At 61.5% G+C, this 13,741-nt stretch carries 14 protein-coding genes; 7 read left to right on the top strand and 7 right to left on the bottom strand.

From position 1 onward, the window contains the following. Complete coding sequence (gene ppgK / locus HAV21_RS18925) at window positions 1-804, bottom strand: polyphosphate--glucose phosphotransferase (RefSeq protein ID WP_142939574.1); 804 nt, start codon at window positions 802-804, stop codon at window positions 1-3. A gap of 71 nt (window positions 805-875) precedes the next feature. Further along, window positions 876-1,754 carry a type I methionyl aminopeptidase gene (gene map / locus HAV21_RS18930; protein ID WP_142939514.1) on the bottom strand — a complete coding sequence of 293 codons (879 nt, stop codon included), beginning with the start codon at window positions 1,752-1,754 and terminating at the stop codon, window positions 876-878. A gap of 108 nt (window positions 1,755-1,862) precedes the next feature. Between map and HAV21_RS18935 the strand changes: the two genes are divergently transcribed. After that, window positions 1,863-2,027 carry an SPOR domain-containing protein gene (locus tag HAV21_RS18935; protein WP_142939513.1) on the top strand — a complete coding sequence of 55 codons (165 nt, stop codon included), beginning with the start codon at window positions 1,863-1,865 and terminating at the stop codon, window positions 2,025-2,027. A 3-nt stretch (window positions 2,028-2,030) separates the two neighbouring features. On the opposite strand, the gene panB is transcribed toward HAV21_RS18935, so the two are convergent. Then, a complete protein-coding gene (gene panB / locus HAV21_RS18940; protein WP_142939512.1) occupies window positions 2,031-2,936 on the bottom strand; it encodes a 3-methyl-2-oxobutanoate hydroxymethyltransferase in 906 nt (301 codons plus the stop codon). A gap of 190 nt (window positions 2,937-3,126) precedes the next feature. Here panB and glnA (HAV21_RS18945) point away from each other — a divergent pair, with 190 nt between their 5' ends. The 5 genes from glnA (HAV21_RS18945) to HAV21_RS18965 all read left to right on the top strand — a co-directional run bounded on the left by glnA (HAV21_RS18945) (window position 3,127) and on the right by HAV21_RS18965 (window position 8,825). Next, window positions 3,127-4,467 carry a type I glutamate--ammonia ligase gene (gene glnA / locus HAV21_RS18945; protein ID WP_142939511.1) on the top strand — a complete coding sequence of 447 codons (1,341 nt, stop codon included), beginning with the start codon at window positions 3,127-3,129 and terminating at the stop codon, window positions 4,465-4,467. Between the two features lie 9 nt (window positions 4,468-4,476). Continuing rightward, window positions 4,477-7,488, top strand: a complete 3,012-nt coding sequence (locus HAV21_RS18950; RefSeq protein WP_166842749.1) for a bifunctional [glutamine synthetase] adenylyltransferase/[glutamine synthetase]-adenylyl-L-tyrosine phosphorylase — start codon at window positions 4,477-4,479, stop codon at window positions 7,486-7,488. 76 nt (window positions 7,489-7,564) lie between these two features. Further along, the gene (locus HAV21_RS18955; RefSeq protein WP_243753383.1) at window positions 7,565-8,077 is read left to right on the top strand and encodes a GNAT family N-acetyltransferase; all 513 of its coding nucleotides are present in this window, start codon (window positions 7,565-7,567) and stop codon (window positions 8,075-8,077) included. Between the two features lie 78 nt (window positions 8,078-8,155). Then, window positions 8,156-8,371, top strand: coding sequence for an AsnC family protein (locus HAV21_RS18960; RefSeq protein ID WP_142939508.1), 216 nt, complete (start codon window positions 8,156-8,158; stop codon window positions 8,369-8,371). A 103-nt stretch (window positions 8,372-8,474) separates the two neighbouring features. Continuing rightward, the gene (locus HAV21_RS18965) at window positions 8,475-8,825 is read left to right on the top strand and encodes a hypothetical protein (protein WP_142939507.1); all 351 of its coding nucleotides are present in this window, start codon (window positions 8,475-8,477) and stop codon (window positions 8,823-8,825) included. Window positions 8,826-8,905: 80 nt separating this feature from the next. On the opposite strand, the gene glnA (HAV21_RS18970) is transcribed toward HAV21_RS18965, so the two are convergent. Then, a complete protein-coding gene (gene glnA, locus HAV21_RS18970) occupies window positions 8,906-10,330 on the bottom strand; it encodes a type I glutamate--ammonia ligase (protein WP_142939506.1) in 1,425 nt (474 codons plus the stop codon). 311 nt (window positions 10,331-10,641) lie between these two features. Between glnA (HAV21_RS18970) and HAV21_RS18975 the strand changes: the two genes are divergently transcribed. Next, window positions 10,642-11,079, top strand: a complete 438-nt coding sequence (locus tag HAV21_RS18975) for an RDD family protein (protein ID WP_142939505.1) — start codon at window positions 10,642-10,644, stop codon at window positions 11,077-11,079. Window positions 11,080-11,177: 98 nt separating this feature from the next. Here HAV21_RS18975 and HAV21_RS18980 read toward each other — a convergent pair whose 3' ends face one another. From HAV21_RS18980 to lipB, 3 genes are all read right to left on the bottom strand, one after another. Continuing rightward, entirely contained in the window at window positions 11,178-11,939 is a 762-nt protein-coding gene (locus tag HAV21_RS18980; protein WP_142939504.1) for a DUF4191 domain-containing protein, read from the bottom strand. Window positions 11,940-12,040: 101 nt separating this feature from the next. Next, complete coding sequence (lipA, locus tag HAV21_RS18985; protein WP_166841882.1) at window positions 12,041-13,060, bottom strand: lipoyl synthase; 1,020 nt, start codon at window positions 13,058-13,060, stop codon at window positions 12,041-12,043. Continuing rightward, window positions 13,057-13,725, bottom strand: a complete 669-nt coding sequence (lipB, locus tag HAV21_RS18990) for a lipoyl(octanoyl) transferase LipB (RefSeq protein ID WP_166842751.1) — start codon at window positions 13,723-13,725, stop codon at window positions 13,057-13,059. The genes lipA and lipB overlap by 4 nt, the downstream gene beginning before the upstream one ends. Between the last annotated feature and the right edge of the window lie 16 nt (window positions 13,726-13,741).

The raw sequence follows: 13,741 nt of genomic DNA on the forward strand, positions 1-13,741 counted from the left end.
CTACTTTGCGAGTTTGTGGTGCAAGGCGACTTCGAGCGCAGCACCCACGATCCCGGCGTCGTTCTTCAACTTTGCCGTGACGATTTTGGTCCGCAGGTCAAGATGCGGGAAGTACTCGTCGGAGCGCTTGGAAATGCCTCCGCCCACAATGAAGAGTTCGGGGGAGAAAAGGAACTCAACGTGCTGAAGGTAGCGGTTGAGAAGGACCCCGTATTCGTCCCAGCTGAGCCCATCGCGTTCCCGTGCCACGGCGGATGCCTTGGTCTCGGCGTCGTGTCCGTCAACCTCCAGGTGGCCGAGCTCGGCATTGGGGACCAACTGTCCGTTGAAGATGAAGGCCGATCCGATGCCGGTGCCCAGCGTGATCACCAGGACTGTGCCGTCCACGCCCTCGCCGGCTCCGTAACGGGCTTCGGCAAGCCCCGCTGCGTCGGCGTCATTAATGACCTCTACGGGGCGGCCGAGGCGCTTGGTGAACGTGGCATCGATGTCGGTGCTGAGCCAGGTCTTGTCCACGTTGGCCGCAGAGTTGACCACTCCGTGCTGGATGATGCCGGGGAAAGTGACACCCACCGGTGAGTCGGCCGCAGGAGCGTCGGGGCGGCTGGAGAGTTCCTCGACGATGTGGGCGACAACCTCGGCCACGGCCTCCGGAGTGGCGGGCTGCGGAGTGGGAACGCGGAAGCGGTCGCCAATCAGTTTGCCCTTCTTCAGGTCGACAATGCCGCCCTTGATGCCGGTGCCGCCGATGTCGATACCGATCAAAGGGGCGTTCTTGTGGTTCTTCTCATCCTTCTTGGACAATGCATTTCCGATCATGGCAGGAGGGGATGGGCATGGCGCAGCCGCCCGGGCTGCGGGACCTTCCGGAGAGCTTAGGGAAGGGTAAGGATTTCCGCGCCGGTCTCGGTGACCAGCAGGGTGTGTTCGAACTGGGCTGTGCGTTTGTGGTCCTTGGTGACGACCGTCCAGTCATCGGCCCACATCTCCCAGTCGATGGTGCCGAGGGTCAGCATGGGTTCGATGGTGAAAACCATGCCCGCCTCGATCACGGTGTTGTACGCCGGGGCTGCGTCGTAATGCGGAATGATGAGGCCTGTGTGAAAGGCCTCGCCCACGCCGTGGCCGGTGAAATCCCGCACTACGCCGTAGCCGAAGCGTTTGGCGTAGGACTGGATAGCTCGGCCGATTACGTTGATTTCGCGGCCTGGGGCCACGGCCTTGATGGCCCGGTTGAGCGACTCCTGCGTGCGCTCAACCAGCAAACGGGATTCTTCGTCCACGTCGCCAACCAGGAAAGTGTAATTGGTATCCCCATGCACTCCGTTGATGAAGGCTGTGATGTCAATATTCAGGATGTCGCCATCCTGGAGCACGGTCGAGTCGGGGATTCCGTGGCAAATGACCTCGTTGAGGGAGGAACACAGAGATTTGGGAAACCCACGGTAACCGAGCGTGGAGGGGTAGGCATGGTGATCCAGAAGGAACTCATGCCCTATTTGGTCCAGCTGGTCTGTGGTGACGCCGGGCTGGATGTGCTTGCCCACCTCGACGATTGCTTGCGCGGCAATCTTCCCCGCAATCCGGATCTTCTCTATGGTCTCCGGGGACTTCACCTCGGATCCGGTGAACTTGGCTGGCGCCTTCTTGCCTACATACTCCGGCCTGGGAATCGACGCCGGCACGGGTCGTTCAGGGCTGATGGTTCCCGGGGTGAGGGCGCCGATGGGTGCAGTCGAGGCAAGAGAAGGCATAGATTGATCATATAAGGCACACAAGAGACGTAAGTAACAAAGCGTGGCCGGGTTCCTGTGACCCCGCCAACGTTACGCGTCCAATAGCCCCTGGATCGAGGAGGAGACGTGACGGAGTACTGGTACAACGTCAAGACGCACGAGATCGAAGAAGACGCTATGTCTGATTGGTCCCAGCTGATTGGCCCCTACAAAACCAGGGAAGAAGCTGAGCACGCCTTGGAGAAGGTTAAAGCCCGCAATGACGCCTGGGACGCCCAGGATGACGATTAGCGGTTAGAAGGAGTGCTCCGGTCCGGGGAACTGTCCGGATCGGACATCCTCCGCGTAGGCGACCGCGGCATCGCTCAATGTGGTGCGAAGATCTGCGTATTGCTTGACGAACTTTGCCATCTTGCCACCCCGCAAACCTGCCATGTCCTGCCACACAAGGACCTGCCCGGTGGTGCTCTTGCCGGCGCCGATACCGACGGTGGGCACCCGCAGGGCTGCATCCACAACGGCTGCAGTCTCGGCAGGCACCATTTCCATCAGGACACTGAAGGCGCCAGCGTCCTGCAGGGCGATGGCGTCGTCCACGAGCCGCTGGGCGTCATCGCCACGGCCCTGGACGCGGTATCCCCCTAGGGAATGTTCACTTTGGGGAGTGAAGCCGATGTGGGCCATGACGGGAATTCCTGCCTGGACCATGGCCTTGACGGTTTCGGCGTAGTAAGCGGTTCCTTCAATTTTGACGGCGTGTGCCAGTCCTTCCTTGAGGAACCGGACGCCGGTGGCAACCGCCTGGGCTGGGGACACTTCGTAGCTGCCGAAGGGCAGGTCAGCCACCACCAGCGCCCGCTTGGCCGCCCTGGCTACAGCCCGCGTCAAGGGCAGGAGCTCCTCCACAGTGACGGGAAGGCTCGTCTCATTGCCGAACACGTTGTTCGAAGCGGAGTCGCCCACCAGGAGGACTTCAATCCCGGCCTGGTCAAAAATCTCGGCGGTGTACTGCTCATATGCCGTCAGCATGGCGAAGTGCTCGCCGTTGTCCTTGGCTTGCTGAAGGTGGTGGATCCGGACCCTGCCGATGGGCTTCCTGCCCGCCGCCGACGGCACGTCGGCGGCCGCTGCAGGCCCCGTGCCGTAAGGTGCGGGAACTTCGGCGGGCGTGGTGGACTCAGGAAGGTTGCTCGGGGCCATGGATAGAGCCTAAGCGGTGCCGACGGCGGCTGCCACCAGTGTGCCCGGCGTCACCTTTTGTAAACGCTGTGTTACGCGCAGCTACTGCTGCGGCATTAGCACGGAACTGTTAGTAGAGTGAAGGCTGAGCTGCCGTGGCTTCTACTCCTTGAAACCAGCGGCATGGACACTGAATCGGAAAAGAGGCCCTATGGACCGCCAGCAAGAGTTCGTTCTGCGGACAATCGAAGAGCGTGACGTGCGCTTCGTACGCTTGTGGTTCACCGACGTCGTGGGTTCGCTCAAATCGGTGGCGCTTGCGCCGGCTGAGGTTGAGGGCGCCTTTGAAGAAGGCCTGGGTTTTGACGGTTCCGCCATTGAAGGCCTGGCCCGCGTGTTCGAGTCCGACATGCTCGCCCAGCCGGACCCGTCCACCTTCCAGATCCTGCCGTGGCGTGGAGAGACGGAGCAGACGTCGCGCATGTTCTGTGACGTCCTTACCCCCGATGGCGAGCCGTCCGCCGCGGACCCCCGCAACGTCCTGAAGAGGACCCTTGCGAAGGCCGCTGACATGGGCTTTACCTGCTACACCCACCCCGAGATTGAGTTCTACTTGTTGAAGTCAAAGGACCTGGGCCCGGACAGCGCTCCAGTTCCCGTGGACGAGGGCGGCTACTTTGACCACGTGCCGGGTGGCGTAGCACAGGACTTCCGCCGCACCGCAGTCACCATGCTCGAATCCGTCGGCATCTCGGTGGAGTTCAGCCACCACGAGGCCGGGCCGGGCCAGAACGAGATCGACCTCCGCTATGCGGACGCGCTTCAGACCGCGGATAACATCATGACGTTCCGGACGGTCATCAAGGAAGTGGCCCTTCAGCAGGGTACGTACGCCACCTTCATGCCCAAGCCGTTCACGGACCACCCCGGTTCAGGCATGCACACCCACTTCTCGCTCTTCGAGGGCGACACCAACGCGTTCTTCGAAGCCGGTGCCGAGTTCCAGCTCTCAAAGACCGCACGCCAGTTCATCGCCGGAATCCTCAAGCACGCTCCTGAATTCACGGCTGTCACCAATCAGTTCGTCAATTCCTACAAGCGCCTCTGGGGCGGCGGCGAAGCCCCGAGCTACCTGAGCTGGGGCCACAACAATCGCTCGGCATTGGTGCGCGTTCCGCTGTACAAGCCGGGCAAGGGCCAGTCGGCACGCATCGAGTACCGGGGGATCGATAGCGCAACCAACCCCTACTTGGCCTACGCCGTGCTGCTGGGTGCCGGTTTGAAAGGCATCGAGGAAGGCTACGAACTTCCAGCGGCAGCCGAAGACGATGTGTGGTCCTTGACCACCGCGGAACGCAGGGCCATGGGACATGCGCCGTTGCCGGCCAGCCTCCATGACGCCATCCGGGCCATGGAGGAATCCGAGTTGGTGGCCGAGATCCTGGGGGAGCAGGTGTTCGAACACTTCCTGCGCAACAAGCGTGCAGAATGGCAGGACTACCGCCTCCAAGTCACGCCGTACGAGTTGCAGCGCAACCTCGGCATCCTCTAGGCCGGGCCAATGAGCCTAGCGCGTCGGCTCATTTCAGCCGGATTCAGTGACCTGGAAAAAGGCGAACGGTTTCTCGCTGCCCCGGAACTTGACGGAATAGATGAGGATGCCCTGTTCGCCGGGCTCTCTCTGTCAGCAAGCCCGGATACTGCACTCCAATCACTGGTCCGGCTCATCGAGAAGAATCCGGAGCTCAGGAAGCTTGCCGCGGCTGACCAGGACACCAGCGAGCCCATGTATCGGCTCCTGGGTGCCTCGGAGGCTCTGGGGGAGTTTCTCATGCGGCGGCCGGAGCATTTGGATGTGTTCAATGTCCGGGTCAGTCCGGAACCGGTGCAGGCCTCCCATGAAGAGCTCCGGGCAGGGCTGCTGCGTTCCGTGAAAGCCGAGCCCGGCGCACAGCGCCCGGTGGCCGGAATGACCGGGCTGCCAGCCTACGCGGCCCTACGGAGTGCGTACCGCCGTGGTCTGACTGAGCTGGCCATCAAGGACATCTGCGCTGCATCGCCAACAGACTTCATGCCATCGGTCGGGGCGGAGCTGGCCGATCTTGCCGGGGCGGCCATCGAAGCTGCCCTCGCGGTGTCCCGGGCCGAAGCTGCGGCACAGTTCACCGCGGCCGAGATCGCTGACGTCGGGCTTGCTGTCATTGGCATGGGCAAATGCGGCGCCCGGGAGCTGAACTACATATCCGACGTCGATGTCATCTACGTCATTGAATCAGCGGAGTTGGACGACGCCCGCGCGTCCACCATCGGTACTGCCCTTGCCTCCGGCATTTCCAGGGCCATCTCTTCCTCAGCGCCGGAACCGGGGCTGTGGGAAGTCGATGCCAATCTTCGTCCGGAAGGGAAATCCGGCCCGTTGGTGCGGACTCTGCCCTCGCACTTGAGCTACTACGCACGGTGGGCCGAAAGCTGGGAGTTCCAAGCACTGCTCAAGGCAAGGACCATTGCCGGTGATAGAGAGCTGGGGCAGCGCTATGAGAAGGCCGTAGAGCCCCTTGTCTGGGCATCCGCGGGCCGGGAAGGTTTTGTGGAGTCGGTCCAGGCAATGCGCCGAAGGGTGACCGACTATATCCCGGCAGCCGAGGAGCAGCGTCAGATCAAGCTGGGGCGCGGCGGCCTCCGGGACGTTGAATTCACGGTTCAGCTGCTGCAGTTGGTGCACGGGAAGTCTGACGAGTCCCTTCGTCGCAGGGACACCACTTCTGCCATCGCCGCTCTGTCTGCCGGGGGTTACATAGGCCGCGCTGACGCCGCGGCTTTTGACAACGCATACCGCTACCTGCGCCTGCTGGAGCATAGAATCCAGCTCTTCCAGCTGCGTCGGACCCACCTCATGCCTGTGTCCGAGGACGCCCAGCGATTCCTGGCCAAGGCCGTCCTGGGTCCGTTCGCCCTGGAGCGGCCGCATCCGGACCAGCTGATGGCCACGTGGCAAAAGACCAAGAAGGCCGTCCGCGAACTCCATGAACGAATTTTTTACAGGCCGTTGCTCAACACAGCGGCAAAGCTGAGCAGCGAAGACGCGAAGCTCAGCCCGGAGGCTGCCCAAGGCCGTCTTGCCGCACTTGGCTATGCGGACCCCCAGGGTGCCATGCGGCATATTGAAGCACTTACCGCGGGTGTCAGCCGACGCGCTGCGCTGCAGAGGCAGCTCTTGCCGATCCTCTTGGGATGGCTTGCCGAAGGTGTAGACCCCGACGCCGGACTGCTCGCTTTCCGCAGGGTTAGTGAAGCCCTCGGCACAACCCACTGGTACTTGGGGCTGCTCCGCGATTCCCAAGCGGCCGCCGAGCGGCTTTGCCAGGTGCTGGCCAATTCCCGGCTGATTTCGGACTTATTGGAAGTATCTCCGGAGTCCGTTGCCTGGCTGGGCAGCGACAAAGAACTGGCACCAATTCCTTTTGAAGCCCAGTGGCAGGAAATCCGGTCCAAGCTCTCCCGCCATGCGGATCCCGAGAGCGCTATGAGGCTGATCAGGCTGATCCGACGTCGCGAGATCCTGCGTACCGCGATCGCCGATAGCGCCGGATTGCTCGATCAGGATGCCGTGGGCTTGGCCTTGTCCGAAACTGATCGGGCTGCGGTTCTTGGTGCATTGCATGTAGCGGAGTCCGTCGTCGCGGCGACGGGTCCGCTGAAAACTGACGTCCTGGTGGTGGCGATGGGGCGGCAGGGTGGCCGGGAGATCGGCTACGGCTCGGACGCTGACGTCATCTACGTTCACCGTGCCCGTGCCGGATTCTCCGATGCCGAGGCTCAGGAACAAGCGACCACCATAGTTGCCAAGGTTTCCAGCTTCCTCACCCAGCCGCTGAAGCCCGCGATCATGGCCGAACGGGTGCTCATGGTGGACGCAGATCTCCGTCCGGAGGGCAAGAACGGCGCTATGGTGCGGTCCTTGGAGTCGTATGCGGAGTACTACCGGCGGTGGTCCCTTATCTGGGAGGCGCAAGCCCTCCTGCGGGCCCGCCCGATGGCAGGCTCGGACGAGCTTGCCACTGACTTCTTACGCCTCATTGATCCCATACGGTACCCCGAGCACCTTGCGGAGCAGGACGTCCGTGAGATCCGCCGTGTCAAGGCCAGGGTGGAGTCCGAGCGTTTGCCCCGTGGCGCTGATCCCGCACGGCACGTCAAGCTTGGCCGTGGCGGCTTGAGCGATGTTGAATGGCTGGTTCAGCTGATTCAGCTCCAGCACGCCGGAGAGCACCCGGAGCTGCGAACATCGTCAACCCTGGACGCATTGGCTGCTGCGGAACAGTTGGAGTTCATTGCTGAGGAGGACGCCGCGCTCCTGCGGGAGGCGTGGCGACTCGCCAGCCGCATCCGCTCCGCCAACGTCATTGTGACGGGCCGGGCCTCGGATCTCCTGCCGTCATCACGGAAGGACCTGGAGGCAGTGGCGCGCTGGTGTGGCTATGAACCAGGGAACGCGGGTCACTTCGAGGAGGATTATCTGCGGCTTAGTCGCCGGGCCCGGGGTGTCTTCGAAAAAGAGTTCTACGGCAACTGAAGGATGAGAAATCCAGTTAATGCTTGAAGGCGAACCAGAGGACGATTTTTTGATACACGCTGATCCTCACGAGCGTATGGACGTTTGGTTGATTCCCCTCAAAATGCTCGACGACGACGCCCGCGCCATTCAGCTTGGCGCGGTCGCGGAGTTGGCGGTGGAACCGGGCCAGCGGGAGTTCGTTGGAGATCCACTGCGCATGATGCTGATCTCCTTGGAAGAAGAATCCCGTTTCCCGTACGTCATTGAGGCCGGGGGAGCCGCTGTTGGTGTGCTGACCCTCCAGACCGGAGCTGCCACGCTCGCAGGCTGGCCCGATGACGAGTCGGTGTGGTTGCTGCGGGGATTCTTCATCGACACGAAAAGCCAGGGGCGCGGACTCGGTACTTCGGCTGCGCGGGCCGCTGCGGAGCAGGCGCGCAAACTGACCTCGAGGCTGGGTGGCGGACAGGCCGGCGTCGTGCTATCCGTCAACGAGCGCAACGGCGCGGGGCTGGCCGCTTATGCGAAGGCCGGTTTCGTGGACTCGGGTCGTTATCTGGGCGGCGGTGCCGGACCGCAGCGGACCATGTACAAAGCCTTCGCGTGATCAGGGTCCAGCACCCTCCTTCTATATCGAAGTCAACTAAGGTTGATGCATGTCATTTCGTCAATTATGGTTGACGGCATGGAGGTGGACCGAATGAAAACCCTGGTGGGATCAATGGATGGGATGGGCCCGGCTGAGGCTCTTTACGCTGTTGCGGAGTTGCAAAAGGAAGTGGGTCGCAGGGAGGCTTCGCTGGTGCGGGCCGCCCGGCACTCGGGCTTGTCCTGGGAAGCGATCGCCCTTTGCCTGGGCGTCAGTAAGCAGGCCGTGCACAAGAAGTACGGAAAGCAGTAGTCGGCCGGTTTTCCGGTGGAGCCCGATGACGTGCGCTGGCCCCAAAAGCTAAGTGTCCTTATAGACTTCTTATGTATCTGATCTCAACGCATAGGGGAAGTACATGGAATACAACGGAAATCCGTCCGAGAAGGCCATTCCTGCCGGAGAGCTGGACCGGCGTCACGTAGGCCATTCTGTGAGCTTTCAGCCCAATGACTTCACCGTCGTCTTCGGCACGATTGCGGGCATCGCCAGGACCGAAGCACTTGTGTACCTGTCCCTCGACGGAGTTGCCGGCGGTACCCATCTGAAGGACGAATACGATCTTCCCATCGATAAGAACGTGTACCTTCAGTTGGACCCGTTAGGTAGCGCCGAGAAGGGCCTTTCAGAGGCAGCCTCGTTCGTCAAGGACAAGCTTGACGAGATCACCAGGAACATCAAGGAGCGGGATCAGGGCAAGTCTGAATAAGCCGTTAAAGCAAAGGCCAGCGCCAGTCCTTCCGGACTGACGCTGGCCTTTTTGCTGGTTACAGCGAGTGCACGTAAATGCTAGACGCCGTAGTAGAGCTCGAACTCGTAGGGGTTCGGGCGCAGTGACAGCGGGCGGATCTCATTCTCGTACTTGTAGTCGATCCAAGTATCGATCAGGTCCTGGGTGAAGACGCCGCCGGCCTGGAGGAACTCGTTGTCCTCGCGCAGGGCCTCAAGGGCTTCTTCCAGGGTGCCCGGAGCCTTGGGGATGTCCTTGGCTTCTTCGGCCGGGAGCTCGTAGAGGTCCTTGTCGATGGGAGCCGGGGGTTCAATGCGGTTACGGATGCCGTCAATGCCGGCCATCAGCTGGGCAGCGAACGCCAGGTACGGGTTGGAGGAGGGATCCGGAGCGCGGAACTCGATGCGCTTGGCCTTCGGGTTGGTGCCCGTGATGGGGATACGGATACCGGCGGAGCGGTTGCCCTGCGAGTAAACCATGTTCACGGGAGCTTCGAAGCCCTTGACCAGGCGGCGGTAGGAGTTGACCGTCGGGTTGGTGAAAGCCAGGACAGCGGAAGAGTGCTTCAGCAGGCCGCCGATGTACCAGCGAGCCGTGTCCGAGAGGCCTGCGTAACCCTTTTCGTCGTAGAACAGCGGATCGCCGTTGCTCCACAGCGACTGGTGGCAGTGCATGCCCGAGCCGTTGTCACCGAAGACAGGCTTCGGCATGAAGGTGACCGACTTACCCCAGGCATCGGCAGTGTTCTTGATGATGTACTTGAACTTCTGCAGGTCATCAGCAGCTGCGGTCAGCGTGGTGAACTTGTAGTTGATCTCAGCCTGGCCGGCGGATCCAACTTCGTGGTGGGAGCGCTCAACCTCAAGGCCGGCCTTGTCCAACTCGATGCACATGGCGTCGCGAAGGTCCGCCTGCTTGTCAGTGGGGGAGACCGGGAAGTAACCGCCCTTGACGGGGGTCTTATAACCGAGGTTTCCGCCCTCTTCCTTACGTCCGGTGTTCCAGTGTGCTTCTTCCGAGTCGATCTTGTAGAAGCTGCCCTGCGGTGAGGACTGGTACTGGATGTTGTCGAAGACAAAGAATTCGGCCTCAGGAGCGAAGAACGCGGTGTCGGCGATGCCGGTGGAGGCCAGGTAGGCTTCAGCCTTCTCAGCCACGCCGCGGGGGTCGCGGTGGTACGGGTCACCCGTGCGGGGGTTGACGATGGAGAAGTTCAGCGCGAGCGTCTTCTCGATGCGGAAGGTGTCGATGAAAGCCGAGGTCACATCCGGGATGAGCTGCATGTCGGACTCGGCGATGCCCTGGAAGCCGCGGATGGAAGATCCGTCGAAGAGCTGGCCGTGGACGAAGAAATCGAGGTCGACGCTCTTGGCCGGCACGTTGAAGTGCTGCTGGACACCAGGGAGGTCGGTGAAGCGGATATCGACGAATTTGACGTCTTCGTCTTTGATGAACTTGAGGACTTCGTCCGCAGTCTTGAACATCTATGCTCCTTATGCATATCAAGTAACAGGCCCGGAAGGCCGCGTGGTGCAGCCCATTCCAAGGGTCCGGAGACACAAAAAGTTCCCCGTGCCATGGTGGCTGGCAACTCATACCACCATAGGGAGATGGGATTTCCCGGGGGTGTCAGTATTGTTTCCGGCAGGTTACAGAATCATCTGTTGTGTAAACGGTAGTCGGCTGTCCTGTGTCCGGTCCATCCGGGTCCGGCAGGCGAACACCCCGGGCATTGCGTACCGATCAGGGCTCCCTTGGGTCGGTCGCCAGTCATGCCAGCCGTTAGGCTTGGAGTGTGGTAGATCGAAAAGACATTGGCTCATGGTTGAGCGGTCCGGACACGTCCGGAATCTCCAAATATCCCGGTGAACGGCTTGGCTTGCCAGAGTCCGGTCCCGGCTCCATGGCGCGGGCAGGACGCCGCATCCTGGGAATCGTGGTGGACTGGGCGATCGCACTGGTGATCAGCAACTTTGCCTTCGGCGGTGATGCGTGGGCAACCTTGGCCATCTTCGCCGCGGAGCAGATCCTCCTGATCGGAACGCTGGGGTACAGCATCGGTCACAGAATCGCCGGGATCCACGTGGTCCGACTGGGCGGCGGTCCTGCTGGACCTTTGGCCGCCGTGGTGCGCACCCTCCTTCTGTGTCTTGTCATCCCCGCAGTGGTGTTCGACCCCGATCATCGCGGGCTGCACGACAAGGCGATGAACACGATCCTCATCAGGATGTAAGCGCACCTGACTTCAGCCGGGGCCTGCGATAAAGCAACCCAACAAAAAAACCGCCCCCGTCTCGTAGTAGAGACGGGGGCGGTTCTTCGTTGAGTGGATCAGCGTCCGCGGGCGGCCTTGCGGTCCGGACGGGCCTTGTAAGGGTCAATGCCCTTGGGGATCGGCAGCCGGTTTCCAAGGGAGTTGATGCGCTTTGAAACCGCGTTGACTTCCACCTTGGTGAGTTCGTTCTTCAGTTTGCCCATGGTCTTGGCCAATTTGTTCAGTGGTACCTGGCCTTCTCCGCGACCGGATTCCAACACGTGGATGGTCACGTTGGGCAGGATGCGCGCGAGGCGCTTACGCTCGGCGTCCACCAACGGCTTGACGCGGTGGGTGGGGCCTTCGCTGACCAGGACGACGCCGGGGCGGCCAATTGCCATGAACACAGCGTCTTGAGTGCGGGGGTTGACAGCAACAGGCTGGTCCTGGGTTACCCATCCGCGGCGGAGAGTACCCAGTGCCGCGCCGGAAGCGCCTGGCTGGTTCTCAATTTGCGCGAAAGCAGCCTTCTCGGCCCTGCGGGACAGTATGAAGACGGCCGCAAGCAGGCCCAGTGGGATACCAATGATCAGGCCGGTAACCCAGTTCTCCAGCAGGAAGCCGATGAGAAGGGCCACGGCAACCACTGCAAGGAATGCCAGCAGCATGACCCATACAACCTGCGGGTCATTTCGCCGGGTCATTTTGAAGACTTCAGCGATCTGCTTCAGCTGGCTCGGCTTCTTGGCCTTGGCTTCCTTGGGCTTGCGCTGGAACAGCCCACGCTTGGGTGCGTCGGCCGAGGGGGTCGAATTGCTGGAATCAGAGGAGTTCGCCATAGTGCCTTAATTCTACGTGATGGACGCAAAAGGACCGGACGCCAAGATGGTGGCATCCGGTCCTTCACTGTTGTGTGGTTCTTGGCCGCGTTTTTTGGTGTTTAGCCGTGTGCGGCGAGGATGGTGGAGGCTTCCTGGCGGGTGGTGCCGGAGTCCTGGATGCCCTCGGCGATGTGGGCGAGCTCGTCGGGGATGTCCCGGCCTTTCTTCCGCATCGCGGTTGCCCAGAGGCGCCCGGCCCGGTACGAGGACCGCACCAAGGGTCCGGACATGACGCCGAGGAACCCGATTTCTTCGGCCTCGTGCTGGAGGTCCACGAACTCCTGCGGCTTGACCCACCGGTCCACCGGCAAGTGACGCTCGGACGGGCGCAGGTACTGGGTGATCGTGATCAGGTCACAGCCGGCCGCGTGCAAGTCCCTCAGGGCTTCGGAGATTTCCTCGCGGGTCTCACCCATGCCCAGGATCAGGTTGGACTTGGTCACCATGCCCAAATCCCGGCCCTGCGTGATCACATCCAGGGACCTCTCGTACCGGAACGCCGGACGGATGCGCTTGAAAATCCTCGGCACGGTCTCCACGTTATGGGCGAACACCTCGGGCTTGGAATCACAGATCGCCGCGATGTGCTCGGGCTTGCCGGAGAAATCAGGGATCAGCAACTCCACCCCCGTGCCCGGGTTCAGTTCATGGATCTTCCGGACCGTTTCGGCGTACAACCACACACCTTCATCGGCCAGGTCATCACGGGCTACCCCGGTCACCGTGGCGTAGCGCAACTGCATCGCTTGGACACTGCGGGCCACCTTGGTGGGTTCGAACATGTCCACCGGTGAGGGTTTGCCGGTATCGATCTGGCAGAAATCACAGCGCCGGGTGCACTCGGACCCGCCGATCAGGAACGTCGCTTCCTTGTCTTCCCAGCACTCAAAAATGTTCGGGCACCCGGCCTCTTCACACACCGTGTGCAGGCCTTCCTTCTTCACCAGGTTTTTGAGCTGGACAAACTCCGGACCCATCTGGACCTTGGCCTTGATCCACTCAGGCTTACGTTCAACCGGGACCGCCGAGTTACGCTGCTCAACGCGCAGCAACTTACGGCCTTCAGGTGCCAAGGTCACTGGAGTGCTCCTTCGGGTGTGGAAACGAGTGCTTCTTCATGCTTGTTGAATTCTTCAACAAAGCGGTCAAGGATGTCGGCAGGGTTGATGGTCCGGCCGGTTTCCAGCGACATGGTGGTGACGCTGGCGTCGGTGATACCACAAGCGATGATCTGCGCATAGGGTGCCAGGTCATTGCTGCAGTTGATGGCCACGCCGTGCATGGTGACGCCGTCCAGGACCCGAATGCCGATCGCGGCGATCTTGCGGTCAGGTCCTTTGTCGTCGGCAAGGATCCAGACGCCGGCCCGGCCCTTCACCGTGACGGCGTTAATGCCGTAGTCGTGCATCACGGCAATCATGATGGCCTCGAGCCGTTCCACGTAATCGCGGATACCGGCACGGTTCTTTAGCTTGAGGATGGGATATGCAATGAGCTGCCCCGGGCCGTGCCACGTCAGTTTCCCGCCGCGATCCACGGGAACTACGGGAGTGCCGTCAAAGGGGCGTTCGTGGTCCTCGGTGAGTTTGCCGGCCGTGTAGACGGCGGCGTGCTCAAGGATCAAGACGGTGCTGTTCTTCTCGCCCGCAACAACTTTGTTGTGGACTTCGCGTTGCAGGTCCCAGCCCTGCATGTAATCAACGAAATCAGGGGCAAGACCCAGTTGTGAAAACTCAAGAGTCATGGGTTCAAGCTTAGAC

The organism is Paenarthrobacter sp. MSM-2-10-13 (assembly GCF_011605365.1).
Taxonomy (GTDB): domain Bacteria; phylum Actinomycetota; class Actinomycetes; order Actinomycetales; family Micrococcaceae; genus Arthrobacter.

What these genes read in the sequence shown, in the direction of transcription:
- map (WP_142939514.1), bottom strand. Translation starts at nt 1,754, where the DNA reads ATGCCTTCTCTTGCCTCGACTGCACCCATCGGCGCCCTCACCCCGGGA.
- panB (WP_142939512.1), bottom strand. Translation starts at nt 2,936, where the DNA reads ATGGCCCCGAGCAACCTTCCTGAGTCCACCACGCCCGCCGAAGTTCCC.
- glnA (WP_142939511.1), top strand. Translation starts at nt 3,127, where the DNA reads ATGGACCGCCAGCAAGAGTTCGTTCTGCGGACAATCGAAGAGCGTGAC.
- HAV21_RS18950 (WP_166842749.1), top strand. Translation starts at nt 4,477, where the DNA reads ATGAGCCTAGCGCGTCGGCTCATTTCAGCCGGATTCAGTGACCTGGAA.
- HAV21_RS18955 (WP_243753383.1), top strand. Translation starts at nt 7,565, where the DNA reads ATGGACGTTTGGTTGATTCCCCTCAAAATGCTCGACGACGACGCCCGC.
- HAV21_RS18960 (WP_142939508.1), top strand. Translation starts at nt 8,156, where the DNA reads ATGGAGGTGGACCGAATGAAAACCCTGGTGGGATCAATGGATGGGATG.
- HAV21_RS18965 (WP_142939507.1), top strand. Translation starts at nt 8,475, where the DNA reads ATGGAATACAACGGAAATCCGTCCGAGAAGGCCATTCCTGCCGGAGAG.
- glnA (WP_142939506.1), bottom strand. Translation starts at nt 10,330, where the DNA reads ATGTTCAAGACTGCGGACGAAGTCCTCAAGTTCATCAAAGACGAAGAC.
- HAV21_RS18980 (WP_142939504.1), bottom strand. Translation starts at nt 11,939, where the DNA reads ATGGCGAACTCCTCTGATTCCAGCAATTCGACCCCCTCGGCCGACGCA.
- lipB (WP_166842751.1), bottom strand. Translation starts at nt 13,725, where the DNA reads ATGACTCTTGAGTTTTCACAACTGGGTCTTGCCCCTGATTTCGTTGAT.